Annotated in this window: 22 protein-coding genes; 11 read left to right on the top strand and 11 right to left on the bottom strand. The window is 59.8% G+C overall.

The window, feature by feature from the left end:
- Positions 1 to 83: 83 nt before the first annotated feature.
- The 5 genes from BDE40_RS08960 to BDE40_RS08940 all read right to left on the bottom strand — a co-directional run bounded on the left by BDE40_RS08960 (position 84) and on the right by BDE40_RS08940 (position 6,504).
- A complete protein-coding gene (locus BDE40_RS08960) occupies positions 84 to 722 on the bottom strand; it encodes a class I SAM-dependent DNA methyltransferase (RefSeq protein WP_134014239.1) in 639 nt (212 codons plus the stop codon).
- Positions 712 to 1,029: a cupin domain-containing protein gene (locus BDE40_RS08955; RefSeq protein ID WP_134014238.1), complete on the bottom strand. Its 318-nt coding sequence runs from the start codon at positions 1,027 to 1,029 to the stop codon at positions 712 to 714. Before BDE40_RS08955 ends, BDE40_RS08960 begins: the two co-directional genes overlap by 11 nt.
- On the bottom strand, positions 1,030 to 3,318 hold the full coding sequence (locus BDE40_RS08950; RefSeq protein ID WP_134014237.1) for a xanthine dehydrogenase family protein molybdopterin-binding subunit: 2,289 nt from the start codon (positions 3,316 to 3,318) through the stop codon (positions 1,030 to 1,032).
- A gap of 65 nt (positions 3,319 to 3,383) precedes the next feature.
- Complete coding sequence (hrpB, locus tag BDE40_RS08945) at positions 3,384 to 5,801, bottom strand: ATP-dependent helicase HrpB (protein WP_134014236.1); 2,418 nt, start codon at positions 5,799 to 5,801, stop codon at positions 3,384 to 3,386.
- A 31-nt stretch (positions 5,802 to 5,832) separates the two neighbouring features.
- Positions 5,833 to 6,504, bottom strand: coding sequence for a DUF3108 domain-containing protein (locus tag BDE40_RS08940; RefSeq protein ID WP_162848064.1), 672 nt, complete (start codon positions 6,502 to 6,504; stop codon positions 5,833 to 5,835).
- A 171-nt stretch (positions 6,505 to 6,675) separates the two neighbouring features.
- Between BDE40_RS08940 and meaB the strand changes: the two genes are divergently transcribed.
- From meaB to BDE40_RS08915, 5 genes are all read left to right on the top strand, one after another.
- Positions 6,676 to 7,635 carry a methylmalonyl Co-A mutase-associated GTPase MeaB gene (gene meaB, locus BDE40_RS08935; protein ID WP_134014725.1) on the top strand — a complete coding sequence of 320 codons (960 nt, stop codon included), beginning with the start codon at positions 6,676 to 6,678 and terminating at the stop codon, positions 7,633 to 7,635.
- A 206-nt stretch (positions 7,636 to 7,841) separates the two neighbouring features.
- Positions 7,842 to 8,129, top strand: coding sequence for a 50S ribosomal protein L28 (rpmB, locus tag BDE40_RS08930; protein ID WP_134014234.1), 288 nt, complete (start codon positions 7,842 to 7,844; stop codon positions 8,127 to 8,129).
- A gap of 133 nt (positions 8,130 to 8,262) precedes the next feature.
- Positions 8,263 to 8,607 (top strand): hypothetical protein, encoded by a 345-nt coding sequence (locus tag BDE40_RS08925; RefSeq protein ID WP_134014233.1) that lies wholly within the window; start codon positions 8,263 to 8,265, stop codon positions 8,605 to 8,607.
- Positions 8,608 to 8,663: 56 nt separating this feature from the next.
- Complete coding sequence (locus BDE40_RS08920) at positions 8,664 to 9,191, top strand: copper chaperone PCu(A)C (RefSeq protein WP_134014232.1); 528 nt, start codon at positions 8,664 to 8,666, stop codon at positions 9,189 to 9,191.
- 123 nt (positions 9,192 to 9,314) lie between these two features.
- Positions 9,315 to 9,779: a low molecular weight protein-tyrosine-phosphatase gene (locus tag BDE40_RS08915; RefSeq protein ID WP_134014231.1), complete on the top strand. Its 465-nt coding sequence runs from the start codon at positions 9,315 to 9,317 to the stop codon at positions 9,777 to 9,779.
- Here BDE40_RS08915 and BDE40_RS08910 read toward each other — a convergent pair.
- A complete protein-coding gene (locus tag BDE40_RS08910) occupies positions 9,755 to 10,036 on the bottom strand; it encodes a hypothetical protein (RefSeq protein WP_245814780.1) in 282 nt (93 codons plus the stop codon). The two genes, BDE40_RS08915 and BDE40_RS08910, sit on opposite strands and share 25 nt — an antisense overlap.
- A gap of 153 nt (positions 10,037 to 10,189) precedes the next feature.
- Positions 10,190 to 10,558, bottom strand: coding sequence for a hypothetical protein (locus BDE40_RS08905; RefSeq protein WP_134014230.1), 369 nt, complete (start codon positions 10,556 to 10,558; stop codon positions 10,190 to 10,192).
- Positions 10,559 to 11,009: 451 nt separating this feature from the next.
- Between BDE40_RS08905 and lepA the strand changes: the two genes are divergently transcribed.
- Together lepA and BDE40_RS08895 are read left to right on the top strand one after the other, a co-directional pair.
- Complete coding sequence (lepA, locus tag BDE40_RS08900; RefSeq protein WP_134014229.1) at positions 11,010 to 12,809, top strand: translation elongation factor 4; 1,800 nt, start codon at positions 11,010 to 11,012, stop codon at positions 12,807 to 12,809.
- 32 nt (positions 12,810 to 12,841) lie between these two features.
- Positions 12,842 to 13,627 carry a DUF3800 domain-containing protein gene (locus BDE40_RS08895; RefSeq protein ID WP_211342419.1) on the top strand — a complete coding sequence of 262 codons (786 nt, stop codon included), beginning with the start codon at positions 12,842 to 12,844 and terminating at the stop codon, positions 13,625 to 13,627.
- Positions 13,628 to 13,968: 341 nt separating this feature from the next.
- On the opposite strand, the gene BDE40_RS08890 is transcribed toward BDE40_RS08895, so the two are convergent.
- On the bottom strand, positions 13,969 to 14,151 hold the full coding sequence (locus tag BDE40_RS08890; RefSeq protein WP_246030400.1) for a hypothetical protein: 183 nt from the start codon (positions 14,149 to 14,151) through the stop codon (positions 13,969 to 13,971).
- 105 nt (positions 14,152 to 14,256) lie between these two features.
- On the opposite strand from BDE40_RS08890, the gene BDE40_RS08885 reads away from it, so the two are divergent.
- Positions 14,257 to 14,445, top strand: coding sequence for a CTP synthetase (locus BDE40_RS08885; protein WP_134014227.1), 189 nt, complete (start codon positions 14,257 to 14,259; stop codon positions 14,443 to 14,445).
- On the opposite strand, the gene BDE40_RS08880 is transcribed toward BDE40_RS08885, so the two are convergent.
- Entirely contained in the window at positions 14,442 to 15,197 is a 756-nt protein-coding gene (locus tag BDE40_RS08880; protein ID WP_134014226.1) for an alpha/beta fold hydrolase, read from the bottom strand. The genes BDE40_RS08885 and BDE40_RS08880 overlap by 4 nt on opposite strands.
- Positions 15,198 to 15,250: 53 nt before the next feature.
- Between BDE40_RS08880 and BDE40_RS08875 the strand changes: the two genes are divergently transcribed.
- Positions 15,251 to 15,622 (top strand): hypothetical protein, encoded by a 372-nt coding sequence (locus BDE40_RS08875; protein ID WP_134014225.1) that lies wholly within the window; start codon positions 15,251 to 15,253, stop codon positions 15,620 to 15,622.
- On the opposite strand, the gene BDE40_RS08870 is transcribed toward BDE40_RS08875, so the two are convergent.
- Positions 15,619 to 16,530, bottom strand: coding sequence for a pirin family protein (locus BDE40_RS08870; RefSeq protein ID WP_134014224.1), 912 nt, complete (start codon positions 16,528 to 16,530; stop codon positions 15,619 to 15,621). The two genes, BDE40_RS08875 and BDE40_RS08870, sit on opposite strands and share 4 nt — an antisense overlap.
- A gap of 157 nt (positions 16,531 to 16,687) precedes the next feature.
- On the opposite strand from BDE40_RS08870, the gene BDE40_RS08865 reads away from it, so the two are divergent.
- Positions 16,688 to 17,644 (top strand): NAD(P)-dependent oxidoreductase, encoded by a 957-nt coding sequence (locus tag BDE40_RS08865; RefSeq protein ID WP_134014223.1) that lies wholly within the window; start codon positions 16,688 to 16,690, stop codon positions 17,642 to 17,644.
- Between the two features lie 60 nt (positions 17,645 to 17,704).
- Positions 17,705 to 18,226 carry a hypothetical protein gene (locus tag BDE40_RS08860; RefSeq protein ID WP_134014222.1) on the top strand — a complete coding sequence of 174 codons (522 nt, stop codon included), beginning with the start codon at positions 17,705 to 17,707 and terminating at the stop codon, positions 18,224 to 18,226.
- A gap of 42 nt (positions 18,227 to 18,268) precedes the next feature.
- Here the strand turns inward: BDE40_RS08860 and BDE40_RS08855 are convergent, their stop codons facing one another.
- Positions 18,269 to 19,699, bottom strand: coding sequence for a Glu/Leu/Phe/Val family dehydrogenase (locus BDE40_RS08855; RefSeq protein ID WP_134014221.1), 1,431 nt, complete (start codon positions 19,697 to 19,699; stop codon positions 18,269 to 18,271).
- Between the last annotated feature and the right edge of the window lie 99 nt (positions 19,700 to 19,798).

The following is a 19,798-nucleotide window of genomic DNA, read 5'->3' as shown; positions in this document are numbered from 1 at the left end:
ACTCCAATTCGAACCTTTTAATAATCCTAGGAGGACCCGAGAACGGCTTCCAGTCAAGGTGCTTCACATATTATTCATGCATGTTACGCCCGACGGAACACAGCCAGATGGCCTTTGTCACTGGTGTGGGCGCGGTCACCCTGCGCGCCGTAGATCGACACAGTTTGGATATGGTAGCCGGTGATCTTGGGGGCGAGCGCGTCGAACTTTGCCGCGAAGCCGCGCGCCTCGAAATGCTCCGCGTTGACCGACAGGACGAACAGCGCATCAGGGCGCGCGAGGGCGATCAGCTTGTCCAAAGCGTCCGGCCCGACATGCCCGTGGGTGAAGGTGCCGGAGCTGACTATGCCGCTATATTGTTCAGGCTCAATCGGCAGGGTCTTGGTCAGGTCGGCTTCGATCAAAGTGCGGTAGATACCCTTCTGGCCAGCGACTGCCAGCATATCCGCGGATAGATCCAGCGCGTCGATCACCACGTCACTGCGCGGGTTTAGCGCTTCGCCGAGCAGCCCCGTACCCGCGCCGACATCCAGCACCGGACCGGACCCGCCCAGTTCCGCAAATACCCGTGCCACATGGTCGGGCAGTTGGTAGTCCATGTTTTGCGCAAAGCTTTTGTCGTAGGTCTTGGCCCAGTCGCCATAGAGCTTACGGTTATCGTCTGGCGTTTCCAGTGCGTAGGCGGCGTCTAGGTCGGGTTTGCCGTTCGGGTCACGTGTCATTGCGGGGGTCTTCCAGAAACTCGATCTCGATGAACGCGCACTCGAAATCATTGGCGCTGAGCACGTCATGCTCGGCGCCCAACTCGCGGAAATATGGCACGCCGTTTTGCATTGGGGCGGTGATCACCTCGCCATCCGGCAGCCGGATTTCCAACGCGCCGTCGAACAGCGGCACCACCAGGTAGTCGTATTCATGCCTGTGCCAGCCGGTGTTGTCGCCGCGTGTCTTGAACCGCCATTCGGTCACGCGGGTGCGGGCGTTTTCGATCTGGACAGTGCCGGTAGCAGTGCCTGACGCGTCACACATCTATGTACCGCCCAACATTTGCCAGACCCGCTGCGGGGTGAACGGCATGTCCGCGTGGCGCACGCCGCGTTCCCACATGGCATCGAGCGCGGCGTTCGCGACGGCGGCCAAGGCCCCCACGGTTCCCGCCTCGCCGCAGCCTTTCATGCCAAGCACGTTGGCGGTGGATGGCACAGGCTCCGAGTGGAAGTCGATCATCGGCATATCCGCCGCGCGGGGCATCCCGTAGTCCATGAAGGTGGCGGTCAGAAGCTGGCCGTCCTCGTCGTAGATCACATGCTCGCTGATTGCCTGCCCGATGCCTTGCACCACGCCGCCATGCACTTGGCCTTCGGCCATCATCGGGTTCATCAGCACGCCGAAATCATCGACCACGGTGTATTTCACGACCTCGGTGACGCCGGTGTCGGGGTCGATTTCGACTTCCGCCACGTGGCAGCCATTGGGGTAAGAGCGGCCCGGCAGGGTTGTGCTGGCGGTCACGTTGAGCAAGTCGTCGCGGCCCTCGTTGCGGGCAGCGTCCGCCGCTTCGATCAAGGTCATCACGGTGTTGGAGCTTTCGGCGCGGAATGCCCCGTCCTCGAATGCGACTTCGTGTGCGCCCAGTTGTTCAGCGACAAAATGCCGGAAAGTCTCGATGGTCTTTTCCGCCACCGCCTTGTTCGCCGTGCCTTGCGTGGTGACCGATCGTGATCCCCCCGTGCCGCCGCCAGTGGCGATACGGTCGCTGTCGCCTTGGATGACGTCGATCAGGTCGATGTCGATGCCGGTGTATTCGTGCAGCATCTGGGCATAGACGGTCTCGTGGCCCTGACCGTTGCTTTGGGTGCCTACGTAAAGGTTAACGCGGCCGGTATCCGCGAACTCCACATGGGCGGTCTCATCGGGGCTGCCGAGGATGCTTTCGATGTAGTAGCACACGCCAAGCCCGCGCAGTTTACCCGCCTTGGCTGAGGTGGCTTTGCGTGCGGTGAAGCCCGCCATGTCGGCCTCGACCTCGGTGCGGTTCAGCACCTTGTGGAAGTCGCCCACGTCATAGAGTTCACCGGTGACCGAGGTGTAGGGGAATTTGTCCGCCGGTATGAAGTTCTTGCGCCGCAGCTCCATCGCATCCACGCCCAATTCGCGCGCGGCGTAGTCTAGCGCGCGTTCCAACACATAGATCGCCTCGGGTCGTCCCGCGCCGCGATAGGCGTCGACTTGGGTGGTGTTGGTGTAGATCCCTTGGTTCGAGAAATACGCCGCCTGAACGTCATAGCCACCCATCAAAACCTTGGACGCCAGATCGCTTTGGATGAACTGTGCGAAGGTCGAATTATACGCGCCCATGTTGCTGACCGCGTTGACGCGGTAGGCGGTAATCTTGTGGTTTTTATCAAAGGCCAGTTCTGCTGTGGACACCAGATCTCGGCCCGCATTGTCGGTCAGCATCGACTCCGTTCGGTCCGCTTGCCAGCGCACGGGGCGGCCAAGGGTGCGGGCGGCTTGGGCGACCATAAAATATTCGGGGTAGTCGAAGGCCTTCATCCCGAAGCCACCACCCACGTCGGGGGTGGTCACATGCACGTCAGTTTTGTCGATCCCCAGCGTGGACGAGAGCGAGCCTTTCAGACCCCAGACCCCTTGGCCCGAGTATTCCATGCGCAAACGGTCGTCCTCGATCGCCGCCCAACAGCCGCGCGGCTCCATGGAGTTGGCGATGATCCGGTTGTCGCCGATCTCGACCTTGGTGGTGAAGGCTGCGGCTTTGAATGCGGCGTCGGTTTTCTCCGCATCACCGATGCCCCAATCGTAGGCAACATTGTCGGGGGCCTCGGGGTGGATGGCAGGGCCGCCTTCGGAGACGTCCATATGTACGGGCAGATCGTCATAGTCGAAGCCGATCAGTTCGGCGGCGTCCTTGGCCTGCTCCAGAGTATCCGCCACGATCATCGCAATCGGCTCACCTACGAAACGCACCCGCCCCGTCGCCAGAACGGGCCGCACGGGGGCAGCACCTTGGGTGCCGTCGCGGTTGGAAATGATCGACGCGCCCATTTTGTTGGTGCCACCTGCGGCCTCGAAGCTGTCAGCTGTCAGGACCAGATGCACGCCGTCTGCGGCTTCCGCTTCGGTGATATCCAGCTCGGTGATCTCGGCGTGGGCCACGGAGGAGCGGAACACGAAGGCGAACAGCGCCCCGCTGGGCACTGTGTCGTCCAGATAGCGGCCATGGCCAGTCAGAAACCGCGTGTCCTCGCGCCGTTTGACGGGTTGAGCGGTGCCGAATTTGCTGTTGGCGAGTGTCATAATGCGGGCCTCCGAATTTGGGTCGCCTCAAACACTAGCGGCAGGTGCCGTGCTGTCCAGCCCGCTTACGTCCCGCGCGGTTTTGCGCGCAAGGTGGGGTCGGCGATGGTGGGGTCTTCAGGCCATGGGTGGCGCGGGTAGCGGGCGCGCATGTCCTTGCGCACATCGGCATAAGAGCCTGCCCAGAAGCCCGGCAGATCGGTCGTGACCTGCACAGGCCGCGAGGCTGGTGAGAGCAGGGTGATTTTCAGCGGCAAACGATCCGGCCCCGTGCGCGGGTGCTGCGTGACGCCGAACATCTCTTGCAGGCGCACCTCAAGGGCGGGGGCGCCGTCTGCGTAGTCCAGCGCCAGATCGCGGCCCAAGGGTGTGGTGAACTTGGCCGGTGCGCCCAAATCCAGCGTCTGCATCTGGTCCCAGCTGAGTGCCGCGCGCAGGGCTTCCGCCACGTTGACAGCTTTCAGGTCCTCCGCCGAGCGAACGCCGGACAGATAGGGCAGGAGCCAGTGCTCTAGGCTGTCTAGCAGCCCCGCGTCGGACCAGTCCGGCATCCCTTCGCGCATATACTGGATCCGCGCCCGCAGGTAGCGGGCGGGCTTCGACCAGTTGAGCGCATTGAGGCCCAACTGGCGTATGCCTTCCAGCATCGCCTGCGCGACGTGGTCTGGGTCGGCGTCCTTCCATGCGCGGTCGTCCAAGACCAGCGCCCCGAAGCGTTCCTGCCTGCGGGCCAGCACTTTGCGGTCGCGTTTCGACCATTCGCACAGCTCGACCCATTTGATCTGGTCCGCATATAGCCCGCGCAACTCTGCCTCGGTGATGGCACATGCCAGACGGACCTTGGCCTCTCGCGCGTCGCCGTCCAGATCGAGCGCCACGATCAGCCGTTGCCCTGCCAACCCGTCGCTTCCGTCGATCACAGCACCTTTGCCGCCCGACAACACATATCGGGCGTCCTTGCCTGGACGCCGCAATCCGATGCGGTCGGGATAGGCGAGGGCGGCCATCTCGCCCAAGCTGCGCTCGGTGCTGCCTGCGAAGCGCTTGAGGCGTTTGGCCTCCGCGCGCACCCGCTCGATGACGCCGCGATTGGCGTGGGGGGGTACGGCACCGGCCAGCAGTTTCATCCGTGCTGCAATGTCTGTTCCTGCGTTGCGACCCAGCGGGTCGCGTTCTGCCAGCAAAGCCGCCAGCGCAGGGCCGCGTTCGCCGGACATCGCCAGCATATGCCCCAAGCGCGGATGCAACGGCATCGCGGCCAAGGCCCGCCCGTGGTCGGTGATCCGGTCCCCGTCCAACGCGCCCAACATCTGCAACAGGGCCTTCGCCTCGGCAAATGCACCTTCGGGCGGGGGCGTCAGGAACGCCAGATCGGCGGGGGCTGCGCCCCAATTCGCCAGCTCCAGCGTCAGGCCGGTCAGGTCTGCCGCCTCGATCTCGGCAGGGGGAAACGCGGGCAACGCGCCTTCTTCGGCCTTTGTCCACATCCGGTAGCATATACCGGCCTGAACCCGCCCCGCGCGGCCTTGGCGCTGGGTGGCCTCGGCCCGCGAGACTTTCTCGGTGACCAGCCGCGACATTCCCGAGCCGGGGTCGAACCGCGCCCGCCGCGCACGGCCTGCGTCCACCACAACGCAGACGTCTTCGATGGTCAAAGAGGTTTCGGCAATCGAAGTTGCCAGCACGATCTTGCGCACGCCCGCTTCCGGTGCAATCGCCGCGCGTTGCTCTTTGAACGGCAACGCGCCGAACAGCGGGCGCATTACAGCGCCTTTCGGTACATTGAGCATTCCCATCACCCGCCGGATTTCGCCTTCGCCGGGCAGGAACACCAAGACGCCGCCCTTGGTTTCGCTCACCGCGCGGTTCACCAGATCGGCCGCTGCGGTTTCGAACCGCGTATCCTTATGCAGCGGTCGCTCCAGCCAGCGCGTTTCCACCGGATGCGCACGCCCGTCGGAGGTGACCACGGGGGCATTGCCCAGCAACTCGGCCACCGGCTCCGCGTCCAACGTCGCCGACATGACCAATACCTTCAGATCGGGCCGCAACGCGCCCCGCGCCTCCCACGTCAAAGCCAGCCCCAGATCGCCGTTCAGCGAGCGTTCGTGGAATTCGTCGAATACCACGCAGCCCACGCCCGTCAGTTCAGGGTCGCTCTGGATCATGCGCGTCAGGATGCCTTCGGTCACCACTTCGATCCGCGTGGTTTTCGACACCTTGGCCTCGCCGCGCATGCGGTAGCCGACGGTTTGGCCCACAGGTTCGCCCAAACTCTGCGCCATCCGTTCCGCCGCCGCCCGTGTCGCCAGCCTGCGTGGCTCTAGCATGATCAGCCGCCCGTCAAAGGCACCCGCCTCCAGCAGCGCCAACGGCACGCGCGTGGTTTTGCCCGCACCCGGCGGGGCCTGCAAAACGCAAACGCCCCCGCCGGTCATGTGACCGACAAGGGCGTCTACTACATCTTCAATCGGAAGGCTCATGTCTCCGCATACAGCGCCTTGGCGCGAAGGTCTATTTCCGCTTCATCACCGCGTTGCCGTAGAGCGTGTGGGTCACAACCTTTTCCACGCGGTAGCGGCCATCGGCGGTCTTGGCGTAGAACAAATTGAACGGAAAGCGTGCCTTTTCCGCCATGTCTTCGGGCGAGAATCCGGCCAATCGGCGGTACTCGCCGTCGCATTTGATCATATCCCCTTCGGCGCGCGGGGTGGCCAGCTTCACCTGCGAGCGCCGCTTGCCGTCGTACATCTTCACGTTCAGCTTGCAGACTTCGTCCTTGTTCACGTCACGAAATGCCGCGTAGAGCGCGGTCATCGGGTCCACGGTGCCTTTCTGGGTCGACGGTTTAACCACGTTCGGCCCCGCCACATAATCCGACACGGAAGGAACACCGCCCTTGTAGGTCATTGAGGCAGAGGATTTGCGCTTTCCGGTATCGGCCTTCTCGTCATAGCGGGAGGGGCTGAAATTGCTGCCACTGACCCGTCCGCTGGAACTGGCGGTGTATTTCACCTTGGCCACCAACCCGACGAGCCCGCCGCTTTGCAAGACGCCAGAGGCATTATACGCGCCGCCGTTCTCGGAGCCTTTGACCGTCAGGGTGCCTGCGGTGATCCCGCGAATGGCGACGGAGAACACGGCATCCGTCGTTCCGTCAGCCGCAGCCATTTGGGGCGCGGTCATTGCCAGGGGGAGGGCGCAAACGCCCAAGATTTTAAAAAACTGCTTCATATTTTAGCCTCGTTGCATCACTTATGCCTCTCGGGGCATATTGGTCCTCAAACCACCGGATAACACCCCAAGTTGCGGGGAAAACAAGCGAAAGATCGCCCATCCTTGAAACATATTGAAGACATGGCGGCAAAGATACGGGGCGGCGACAGACGGGCCTTGGCCCGTGCAATCACCCTTGTGGAAAGTGGACGCGCCGACCACCGGGCGGAGGCTTTGGCCTTAATTGACACCTTGCGCGTTGATGCGCCGCAAGCCTTGCGCATCGGATTGTCCGGCACGCCGGGTGTCGGGAAATCGACCTTCATCGAAGGGTTCGGGCTGCATCTGACGGGGCAGGGGCTTCGGGTGGCGGTGCTGGCCGTGGACCCCAGTTCAACACGTTCGGGCGGATCAATTCTTGGTGATAAGACCCGCATGGATCTGCTGTCGCGCGACCCGAATGCCTTTATCCGGCCCTCGCCGTCGCAGTCCCATCTGGGTGGCGTGGCGCGGCGCACCCGTGAGGCGGTGACCTTGTGCGAGGCCGCGGGCTTCGATGTGGTGTTGATCGAAACGGTGGGTGTCGGCCAGTCCGAGACAATGGTGGCGGAGATGTCCGACCTGTTTATCCTGTTGCTGGCCCCCGCTGGCGGGGACGAGTTGCAGGGCGTCAAACGTGGCATCATGGAAATCGCCGACCTGATCCTGGTGAACAAGGCCGATGGCGACCTGAAGTCCGCCGCGGTGCGCACGCAGGCCGACTATACCGGTGCGTTGCGCTTGCTGCGTAAGCGCGCGCAAGACCCTGACGGGTTCCCCAAGGCGCGGATTGTATCGGCGCTGACGGGTTTGGGGCTGGAGGAAGCATGGCAGGACATGCGAGCGCTTAGCGACTGGCGCAAAGAGCATGGTCATTGGGATGCCCGCCGCAAGGCCCAAGGGGTGCATTGGTTCGAGGAGGCCGTGCGCGCTGGGCTTTTGGCGCGGATCAGTTCTGACAAGGCCGCAGCGGCGGCGATGAAAACCCTTGCGCAAGAGGTCGCTGACGGCGCGTTGTCCCCTGATCGTGCGGCTGCCAAAATGCTCGACAGCCTGTCTTAGACGGGTGTTGTGACCCTTAAATGCAGCTTTATGGTGGATGAGTCGCAGTTCTGGCTGCGTAACCGTCAGAAACAGGGTGTTTCCCGCGTCAAAACACCTATTCTCCACTTGACCCCCTAAGAATCTCCGCCTATTCCACGCAGACCGAATTCAGGGCATCGCAAGGGCGGTGCCTTCATCTGTTTAAGACCCGGAAGGAAACGCACATGTCGCGCGTATGTGATCTCACCGCCAAAGGCCCGATGACTGGCAACAATGTCAGCCATGCTAAAAACCGGACCAAGCGTCGCTTTCTGCCGAACCTGAACGACGTCACCCTGATGTCCGAGACTCTTGGTCGCGGCTTCAAGTTCCGCATTTCTGCTGCTGCCCTGCGCACAGTTGACCACCGTGGTGGCCTCGACGCGTTCATGGCAAAAGCCAAAGACGCCGAGCTGTCCTCCAAGGCGCTCAAAGTCAAAAAAGATATCGCGAAAGCCCAAGCAGAAGCTTAAGGCCAACGCACATCGCTTTCGAAGCGGCCTCGCCCCTACGGGCGGGGCCGATTTCGTTTGATCTGGGACAACGTTGCGTGAGGGGCGATTTGGCATATTGGCTCTGTCGCTCACGCATCGTATTGAAAGCCTTATGATCTTCGTTCGCCGTCTCTTTGCAGCATTTCTTGTGCTCACCATGGTTGCCACCACCGGTGCCATGGCCGTGATGCGTGATCGCGATGCAGGCGCGCAGGCGGTGGTGATCTGCAACGGCTCCGGCCTGCAAACGATCCTGCTTGATGCCAATGGCGAGCAGGTTGACCCCGCGCCGGTTTGCCCCGATTGCACAATGGTTGTGCTGGCCGAAGGGCCGACGCCGCTTTTGGTGCTGCTCGGGTCTGCGCAAAAGATTGATCTGGTGCTGGCCGAGGCCAGCCAATCCTATGTCCGGATGGACAAGGACGCGCTGAAAGCCCGCGCCCCGCCTGTTGGGTGATCTGGCCTAAAACTCTCAAATCTACAAACACTCATTCAGACGAAAGGGCATATTCCATGTCTTTGAAACTTATCTCTGCGGCCATGCTTGCCGCCACTCTCTCCACCGCCGCCTTCGCGGGTGACATGGCCTTCAAGGTCACCGATTCCTATGCACGTAGCGCCAGTGCCAACGCCAAGACCGGCGCGGCTTTCATCACGCTGATGAATATGAGCGACAGCGATGACCGGCTCATCGGTGCTGCGTCCCCTGCGGCCAAACGCGTGGAGCTGCACACCCACTTAGAAAGCGACGGGATTATGAAGATGGTCCATGTCGAGGAAGGCTTCCCCGTTGCGGCGGGCGAGATGATCGAGATGGAACGTGGCGGCAAACACGTGATGATGATGGGCCTGAACGGCTCGTTGGAGCAGGGTGCCATGGTTTCCGTGACGCTGACCTTCGAAAAGGCTGGCGACATGGAAGTGATGGTGCCGGTCGATCTGGAGCGTAAGCCGATGAAAGGCCATGGCATGATGAAACATGGCAAGAAGGGCAATGGCGCTGGACACGGTGCGGGTCACGGTAACGCCAGCGACAGCTAAATTCCGGAGGCAGCCCCGTCCAAAGGGCTGCCTCTTTCCGCTTGTTTGGATTAATTCATCCTTAGTACTTGATCCAAATTGACAATTGACGCACTACAGAAGCTTAGCTGGGGAGCTATTGTAGTGACGAGAAGAATATTGTTTGCCTGTTTGGGCAACATATGTCGTTCGCCGTTGGCGGAGGGCATTGTAAGGTCGAAGGCGCAAGACGCCGGGATTGAACTTGAACTTGATAGCGCCGGGACCGGCGGTTGGCATGTCGGCGATCCTGCCGATGCGCGGGCTGTGGTGGCGGCGCGGCTCAAGGGATACAACATCGAAAACCAGATATCGCGACAGATCGGGGTTGGTGATTTTGACGCCTTCGATTTGATCGTCGCAATGGACGAGACCAATCGTCAGGATATCGAAGCGCTGCGGCCGTCAGGGTCCACGGTTCCGGTTGTTTTGATGTCATCCTTCGCGCCAAAACAAGTATCCGTCGAGGTGCCTGACCCTTATTACACAGGCAAGTTCGAGCCGGTCATCGCGATGCTGGAGACCTGCGCGGATGCGCTGGTGTCTCAGCTTCTGGCGGCGCGGCAGTAACTTTCGGCGTTCGCGCCAAACTGTTTGTAGCGCTTCCAGAACTTCTCGTGGCTGTTGTTGTCCGACTGGCGGATCACCTGCGCGCGGTGCGGATCGGCAAAGAAGCTGGCGGCAAGGCGTTGATCGCTGTTGTCCAGCGTCAGGTCCGCCACCTGCTGCACGCAGTTGCACAAGGGGCGTGACGCGGCTTTGCGGTCCGCTTTCAGGCAGGCGCGTTCAATCGGACCCGCGAGTGCTGCTCCTGATGTCAGTCCCATCACGATGGCAAGTGTTGCTAGTTTGAAACCCATAGTCCCGCTCCATGACCTATGGCGCGATGTGTCTCGCGCTCGTTTGTTTCGGGGACTATATGACGAACGCCGTGGCAAATTCAATCACCACGGCGTTCACATTTTGTAAGACCTGATCGCTTAGTTGCTGGGCAGGTTCGACCCCAGCAAAACACGACGTGGCGCGTAGGTGCCGTTCAGCGCTGGCAGGTTCTCGACGAAAACCTCGGTCACGGGACCATCCGCCAGAATGGAGCCGGCACCCGACCGGGTCGAGGCCAGATACTTGGTGTTGCTTTCGGAATAGCCCCCCGACCGCACGATTTCGGCTTCCACGAACCCGCGCCCTCTGTTGTCGCCAGCGGCGTTGTGGGGGCGGTAGTTGATCGGGTTGGTGTAGCTACCGACGATCGGCGTGTTGGTGTGAACATGCGGATAAAGCGACTGGTCACCGGCGAACGCAGGGGCAGCAGTCACGAGGCAGAGGCTCGCAAGGGCAATTCGGAACATTGAAAACATCCTTATGGAAGGGCAGCAGAACAGAGGCGTTAACTGTCCATTAATGCCTTTATGTCGTCAAGTTTTCGCCACTTTTCAGTATGTTACGGGCTATATCTGGTGTGATACGTGAGCTAAACCGCTAGGGGAGGCCTCATTGTTTCCGTCACGGCAACCACCGCCACATTGTTGCCATGATTTGAAGGGGGAGTGATTCTGCCTGATATGTGCCTTTCCGGTTTGGCGCTCAGGGCTGGGTCTAAATGACCAAATAGGCCGGATTGCTCCCCTCTGACACGGTGCCGGTCGGGTGCTATTTTGGGCAATTCCGGACTGGAAGGGACATCCGTCTCGCGGGCACTGTCAAACCCCGTCAAACATCAGTCAAAACAGGGCCGTCGAAAGCGTGCCTTGTGCAACAGGCACCTTGACCAACCCCTCAAAGCAAATCATATCCTCCTCCATGACCGAGCTTTCAAAAATCCGCAATTTCTCCATCGTGGCGCATATCGACCACGGTAAATCGACCCTCGCTGATCGCCTCATCCAAGAGACGAACACGGTCGCTGCGCGCGACATGAAAGAGCAGATGCTCGACAGCATGGATATCGAACGCGAGCGCGGCATCACCATCAAGGCCCAGACCGTGCGGATCGACTATGTGGCCGATGACGGGGAGGCCTACGTCCTCAACCTCATCGACACACCGGGTCACGTGGATTTCGCCTACGAGGTGTCCCGTTCCATGCGCGCCGTCGAAGGCTCGCTGCTGGTCGTCGACTCGTCCCAAGGGGTCGAGGCCCAGACGCTGGCCAATGTCTACCACGCCATCGACGCGGACCACGAAATCGTGCCGGTCCTCAACAAGATTGACCTGCCTGCCTCCGACTGTGACCGCGTGGCCGAACAGATCGAGGATGTCATCGGCATCGACGCCTCCGGCGCCATTCAGGTTTCCGCCAAGACGGGGCAGGGCATCCACGAGACGCTGGAAGCCATCGTTCACCGTCTGCCCGCCCCCAAAGGCAACCGCGACGCGCCGCTGAAAGCGATGCTGGTGGACTCATGGTATGACAGCTATCTCGGCGTCATAGTCCTTGTCCGCATTATTGACGGCGTGCTGAAAAAGGGCGAGCGGATCAAGATGCTCTCCAACGGCTCCACCCACCATGTGGACCGTATCGGCGTGTTCAAACCCGCCCTCACCGAAATCCCCGAGCTTGGCCCCGGCGAAATCGGCTTCCTCACCGCCTCCATCAAGCAGGTGCGCGACACACGCGTGGGCGACACCATCACCCATGAGAAGAAGGGCACCGAAAACGCACTTCCCGGTTTCAAGCCGTCGCAACCCGTGGTGTTCTGTGGCCTGTTCCCCGTGGATAGCTCCGAGTTCGAGGACCTGCGCGACGCCATCGAAAAGCTGGCCCTGAACGACGCGTCGTTCTCCTATGAAATGGAAACCTCCGCCGCGCTCGGCTTCGGCTTCCGCTGCGGCTTCCTTGGCCTGCTGCACCTCGAGGTCATCCGCGACCGGATCGAGCGCGAGTATGACATCGACCTCATCACCACCGCGCCTTCGGTGATTTACCACGTCTACATGCGCGACGGCGAGAAGATCGACCTGCATAACCCCGCCGATATGCCCGACCTGACCCATGTGGATCACTTGGAGGAGCCGCGCATCAAGGCGACGATCCTCGTCCCTGACGAATACTTGGGCGACGTGCTGAAGCTGTGCCAGGACCGTCGCGGCATCCAGTTGGACCTGACCTATGCCGGCAGCCGCGCGATGGTTGTCTATGACCTCCCGCTCAATGAAGTTGTGTTCGACTTCTACGATCGCCTGAAATCGGTAACAAAGGGTTACGCCAGCTTCGATTACCAGATGACCGGCTACCGTGAGGACCGCTTGGTCAAGATGCAGATCTTGGTAAATGACGAGCCGGTCGACGCGTTGTCCATCATGGTCCACCACGACCGCGCCGAGGCCCGTGGCCGCGCCATGGTCGAGAAGCTGAAAGACCTGATCCCGCGCCACATGTTCAAAATCCCGATCCAGGCCGCCATCGGGGGCCGCATCATCGCCCGCGAAACGCTGGCCGCCATGCGCAAGGACGTGACCGCCAAATGCTACGGCGGCGACGCGTCGCGCAAGAAGAAGCTGCTGGAAAAGCAGAAGGCCGGTAAAAAACGGATGCGCCAGTTCGGGAAAGTTGATATCCCTCAGGAAGCGTTCATTTCGGCGCTGAAAATGGATAATTGAGAACAAGTTTGCCCAAAACTTACATTTTATGTTTGGACGATTCAGGTGCTCGGCACCCCACACGTAAGGTGGGACGACAAGCTGAGCACGGTTATGATTGGTTTGCTCTCGGAGGTATCCTATTTGACGAGGATAAAGAGAAAATTATTCGTCAAAACTATAGAGTGTTTTGCGAAAAGTGGTCACTTGAGGTTCCGCTGCATTCTTCTGAGATAAGGGCGCGGGCAAGTAATTTTGCGTTCATTAGAACACTCGAGACGAGAGAACAGTCGCGCTTCTATGAGGAGCTGTACTGTTTGATGCGTGACATTCCGGTTCACGGTATGGCGTGCGTTATTGATAGGCCTGGCTACAACGCAAGGTACTTGAAAAAGTACGATGAAGATAAGCGCTGGTTGTTGTGTAAGTCCGCTTTCAACATATGCGTTGAACGCGCTGCGAAGATAGCATCGACTAACGATGCAAAGCTGAGAGTTTACATCGAACGGGCTGACAAAAAGACAGACAGGTTGATAAAGGAATACTTCATCGAAATGCGGGAGCAAGGGATGCCCTTTGCTAAAGAAACATCCAAAAAATACGCACCATCATCTACAGTTGATCTAGCGCACTCGCTATACGAATTCAGAACGAAAGCGAAGTCATCTCCGTTGATGCAACTCGCTGATCTTTATTTATGGCCATTATGCATGGGAGGCTACAATTCAGAATGCCGACCTTACAAAAGGCTAAGCGAAGATGAGAAGCTAGTTGATAACATGATCTCAGAAGCCGAAAAAAACAGCCTTGGTATTAAGTACTATTGCTTCGACAAATAAAAAACCCAGCTCGTAAGCTGGGTTCTTTCAGCCATCATAACGATGACCTCGTAGGCTAGGCCTATCTCCCACATAGGCTCAGAAACGTTAAGAGGCAATTAAAAATTATAGATTGACAAGATCAACGCGGCTCCTTATCTGCCTTAAGGCAGATAAGGAGCCGCGTTGACGAATTGTTTCAGATCGTCGATAGGGCAAAATCACTGGAAAATCTCTTGACGTATGAAGCCCAGTCGATGTAGTTCCAGAGGAACTACATCGACTGGGCTTCAGTAAAGGTGCCGTATCTAAGGATAGCAGTCTGGTGGATTGGCGGAAAACGCTAGATTACCACCCCTCAATCACAACGCCCGCTTCACCGCCCGCGCCGCTCCGCTGACGTCTTGGCCGATGCCTTCAACCGTCTCGCAGCCTGCGAGCACGAATACCACGGCAAGGCCTATCAAACTCAATCGGGTGATCATCTGGGTGATCCTTTCTGCTTCGATTTTGGCGTAATCTAGCAAGGTCAATCGGGTAAGCATAGGGCGGGTTTCCAACCCGAGCCCGCCACATGACCCAGATCAAAGTTTTGCGCACCGCCGCGCGCTATAGACACCCGCGTAAACCACGACCAAGGAGTTCCGCCCATGTTCCGCCTCGCAGCCATTCTGTATTCCATGATCGCGACCAGTGTCGCAGGCACCTTGATCATCGCGGCGCTGACAATGGGCTACGACACCTTGGTGCCGATCGTCGTCGTCTCCGCCGTGGGGTTCGTGGTCTCGATCCCTGTCACGTGGTGGATCACCAAGCAGATCACCTCGAAGATCGTCTAGGTCCGGTCCAGAAACGCCCTGACATTCGCCTCGAACTCGCGGGGTTTTTGCGCGTGAAGCCAATGCCCCGCGCCGGGTATCTTGGCGAATTTGGCGTTCGGGAACAGCGGCTTGATCGTCGTGCGGTGGTCCCGCGTGACATAATCCGAGTCGCCACCGGACAAGAACAGCGCATCACCGCCGAAGCTGCCTTCTACGTCGGGGAAGCCGATGATCTTGCCCATCTCGTCCGTCAGCACGTCAAGGTTCAGCCGCCACTTTTTCCCTGCAACATCAACCGATTGCGCGAGGAATTCCGGCAAGCCGTCCTCCAGTTGCGTCATCTGCTCCAGAACATCCGCCCGCCGCTCCACGGTCGAAAAATCCACCTTTCGCATCGCCTCGATCGGGACCATCTGCGTATGCGTGTAAGCCACCGGCGCAATATCCGCGACGACCAGTTTATTCACCAGCTCCGGTCGCGTCACCGCCAGCACCATCGCCGCCTTGCCGCCCATGGAATGGCCCAACACATCCGCCGGAGCGCCCGTCTTTTCAACGACCTGCGCCAGATCGTCGGCAAGCGCCTCATAGCTGTGGCTGCCGTCCCAAAAGCTATGTGCATGGTTGCGCATGTCGACGGCGTTCACTTCTCCCCGGTCCGAAAGGCGCTTGGCGATCACCCCCCAATTGCGGCCAGAGCCGAACAATCCGTGGGCAATCAGCAGGGGCCGCGCAGCGCCCGTTGCGCCATATGTGGTGTAATTAAGCATAAACAAAGCACTAGCAGCTTCCCGCCGCCCGTGGAAGTGGGCTAAGAGGAGATATGGAAAAGGTAGTCGTTGATCAATTGGTAGCGCGGATTTCGGCGCTGTTGCACGAGAAGCTCGGGATGCGCGGCGCGTCGCTTGAGGCGCGGGTGCGGCGTGCTGGGCGCGCCTTGCCTGGCCGCGTCAGGCGTGCAGCCAAGGATTTGGTGAATGCCGAGCGGATGGCGAAAGAGCCCAAGATGTTGCTACGCCTTGATCCGCAGCAGGTGAGCGAAAGCTATGAAATATGCCTGATGTACTTGGAAAGCATCGACGAGAAGGCCTTGAAAACCAAGGCCCTCTTCGGGTTTGCGGCCAGCTTCATCGTGCAGATCATCCTGATCGCGGGCGTCGCAATCGCGGTGCTGCGCTGGCGTGGCTACATCTAATGCGCGGGCTTGATAAACGTGTTGTTGCGCAGGTCACGCATTGCCTGAAGTAGCTCGTCTTGCGTGTTCATCACGATCGGGCCGTGCCATGCCACCGGCTCCTCCAATGGCGCGCCGGAGATCAGCAGGAAGCGAATACCTTTGTCACCCGCCTGAACCGTGACCTCGTCACCGGTGCCAAACTGAACAAGCGTTCTGTCGCCTGACATATCACGAATGTTGACCTCCTCGCCCATGACCTCTTTCTCCAACAGCACACCTTGCGGGGTGGAGGCGTCGCGAAACGACCCCGAGCCGTCAAAGACATAGGCAAAGGCGCGGCGATAGGTGTCGACCTTGAACACCTTGCGCACACCCGCCGGAACGAAAACGTCCAGATATTGCGGGTCCGCCGCGATACCGTCCACGGGACCTCGTTTCCCCCAGAATTCGCCGATGATCACCTTCACGCGGGTGTCGTCATCGTCGATGACCTCGGGAATGTCTTTGCCTTCAACGTCTTGGTAACGCGGCGCGGTCATCTTCAGCGACCCCGGCAGGTTGGCCCAAAGCTGGAAGCCGTGCATCTGCCCCTGCGCGTTCCCTTTGGGCATTTCCTGATGCAGGATGCCGGACCCCGCCGTCATCCATTGCACATCGCCCGCGCCCAAAGTGCCCTCGTTTCCAAGGCTGTCACCATGATCCACCGTGCCGTTCAGCACATAGGTGATCGTCTCGATGCCTCGATGCGGATGCCACGGGAAGCCTTTGACAAAATCCTCGGGGCGCTCGTTGCGAAAGTCATCGAACAGCAGGAACGGGTCCAGCATCGTCGGATCCTGGAACCCGAATGCGCGGTGAAGTTTGACACCTGCGCCCTCCAAGGTTGGAACAGCGGCAGATGTAGATGTGACTGGTCTGATAGACATGATGTGCCTCCTTTGCGTTGGAAGGTAGGGTGTGCGGGGCGTTGCGACAATCTCACGCCACCGCGCAGGGTCCGTTCGCGGGCGCACAATGTCGGCTTTGGGACAGACGGGGCGCGGGCGAACTTCCACTTTTCCAAAAATTGTAGGGAGAAATATCGTGCGAATTGGATTTATCGGGCTGGGAAATGTCGGGGGTAAGCTTTCCGGCTCCCTTATCCGCAACGGACATGATGTCACCGTGCGCGATCTGGATGACGGGCTTGTCGCCGCTGCGGTCGCCAAGGGGGCGAAATCCGCGGAGAGCCCGCGCGCTTTGATGGAAGTCTGCGACATCGTCATCACCTGCCTGCCGCACCCCACCATTTCCGCCGCTGTGGTGGAGGGAAAGGATGGGCTGCTGGAGGCCGCAGGTCCGGGCAAGATATGGCTTGAAATGTCCACGACCGACGAGGCGGAGGTGAAAAGGCTGGGCGCGAAGATCTTGGCCACGGGGGCAGCGGCGGTCGATTGCCCCGTCTCGGGCGGATGTCACCGCGCGGATACCGGCAACATTTCGATTTTCGCCGGCTGCGACCGCGCTACGTTCGAGCGTATTCTCCCCCTGCTCACCACCATGGGGCGCCGTGTCTTGCACACGGGCGATCTGGGGTCGGCGTCTGTCCTGAAGGTGCTGACCAACTACCTTGCGACCGCCAATCTGATCACCTGCGCCGAGGCCCTGACCGTGGCCAAGGGCGCGGGGATGGACCTTAACGTGGCCTATGAGGCGATGAAGATTTCGTCCGGCACATCCTTCGTGCACGAGACGGAAAGTCAGGTCATCCTGAACGGCTCGAGAGACATTTCCTTCACAATGGACCTTGTTTTGAAGGATATCGGGCTGTTTCAGGATGTCGCCGACCGCGCCGGAGTGCCGCTGGAGATGAACCCGCTGATGATCCAGATATTCAAGGACGGGATCGCACGGTATGGCGCGCGGGAGTTGTCCCCGAACATCATCAAACGGCTTGAAGACGCGACGGGCCTCGACATCACCGCGCCGGGCTTTCCAGCGGAAATGGTTGATGACGAGCCGGAGGAGACGGGCTACGAGGTTGTGCCGCATCGCGGGTGAAGGCTGGCGTCTGGCGATGCCTCACGCTAAGCGGGACGGAGATAACAGGAAGTGAACGCGATGTCAGATGCCGATACCAACACACGATCCGAGGTGATTGCAGGGCTGGTTCCGTCCGCGCCGCGTCGCATGTTTGGCACCGCCGTATTGTACGGGCTTGGAGCGCTGCTGTTTTATCTTGTCATTACGCAGCCACCCGAAGGGCTCCATCTGGTCTTTTTGCTGGTGTTGATCGGGGTCGTCTCGATCTATGGCGGCTACAAAATGTGGGATGTCACCGGCCATATGATCGAGCTAACGGAGGAAGAACTGCGCCTGTCCGACGGGCGCGTGATTTTCCGCATGGATGATGTGGTGAAGGTGGACCGCAGCTTTTTTGCCTTCAAGCCGTCGAACGGTTTTCTGGTCACTTTGAAAACGCCTTATCCGCGCCAATGGGCTCCGGGTTTGTGGTGGCGGTTCGGGAAACGGGTCGGTGTCGGCGGTCTGACCTCTGGCGCAGAGGGCAAGCTGATGGCCGATACCTTGGCTGCAATGATTGCGACCCGCGACGGCATCGTCGATCTCGACGGCATCAGGTAGAGCGTCGGCGGGCAGGGCGCCAAAGCCCCCTGCCGATTGCGTTTACAGACCTTTTGCGCGGTAGCTGCTGGCGATACGGTCGATGGCGACAAGGTAAGCCGCAATCCGCAGATCCTCGACATCATCACGCCCGTGCCATACGGCACGCATCGCCTGATAGGCCGTGCGCATGGTGTCATCGAGACCGGAGCGAACCAGCTCGATCTCGCCCGCGCCACGCAGGAAGCGCGCCTTGAAGTCGGGGCTCAATTCCCAGCCAAGTTCCTTATCCGCAGACAAGCGCTCCAGCTCGTTGATCAATAGCAGGTGTTGCGCCTCTTCCTGACGTTTGCCCATCCGGCCAAAACGGATGTGGCTCAGGTTCTTGACCCATTCGAAATAGGACACCGTCACACCGCCCGCGTTGGCATACAGGTCAGGGATAATCACGCAGCCTTTCTTGCGCAAAACTTCGTCGGCACCGGCTGTAATCGGGCCGTTCGCGGCCTCGATGATCAGCGGTGCTTGCACACGCTCGGCATTAGACAGGTTGATCACGCCCTCAAGGGCCGCCGGGATCATGATGTCGCACGGCGCTTCCAGAATGCTGGCCCCATCCTCGACGTAAGTGCCTTCCGGGCATCCTTTCACGCCGCCATGCTCCGCGATCCACGCGCGCACGGCTTCGACGTTGAGGCCTTTTTCATTGGTCAGCGCGCCATCGCGCTCGATAATGCCGACAATCAAAGAGCCGTCTTCCTCGGACAGGAATTTCGCGGCGTGGTAGCCCACATTCCCGAGACCCTGAACGATGATCTTCTTGCCCTCAAGGGTTCCGTCAAGACCCGCGATGGCGATATCCTCGGGATAGCGGAAGAACTCTTGCAGCGCGTATTGCACTCCTCGGCCCGTCGCTTCGACACGCCCCGCGATACCACCGGCATTCAGCGGTTTGCCCGTCACACAGGCGCGGGCGTTGATGTCTGTCGTGTTCATCCGCGCGTATTGGTCGGCGATCCACGCCATCTCGCGCTCGCCGGTGCCCATGTCGGGGGCGGGCACGTTTTGACTGGGGTGGATCAGGTCGCGCTTTGCCAATTCATAGGCGAAGCGGCGGGTGATCTGTTCCAGCTCATGCTCGTCCCATTCGCGCGGGTCGATACACAGCCCCCCTTTGGAGCCGCCGAAAGGGGTTTCCACCAAGGCGCATTTAAACGTCATCAGTGCCGCGAGTGCTTCCACTTCGTCCTGATGGACGTTGGGGGCGAAGCGGATGCCGCCTTTGACCGGTTCCATATGTTCGGAATGGACTGCGCGGTAACCGGTGAAGGTATGGATATGTCCGCGCAGCCGCACACCGAAACGAACGGTGTAGGTGGCGTTGCAGACTCTGATTTTGTTTTCCAACCCCGGTTTCAGGTCCATCAGGGCCACGGCCCGGTTGAACATCAATTCGACGGATTCACGGAAGGAGGGTTCGTTAGGTGTGCTCATGGCGTCTCTCCTGTCACGGCAGGTGTTAATAAATCGCTTAAATTTTGTGCGACATTAGAACTCAGCCTAGTAGGGCTTCTTTCGTAAAGTAAGTGGTTA

The sequence above is a fragment of the Litoreibacter halocynthiae genome (genome assembly GCF_004365635.1).
Taxonomy (GTDB): domain Bacteria; phylum Pseudomonadota; class Alphaproteobacteria; order Rhodobacterales; family Rhodobacteraceae; genus Litoreibacter; species Litoreibacter halocynthiae.
The sequence above is the reverse complement of the archived record's forward strand: the minus strand, read 5'-3'. Positions and strand labels throughout refer to the sequence as shown.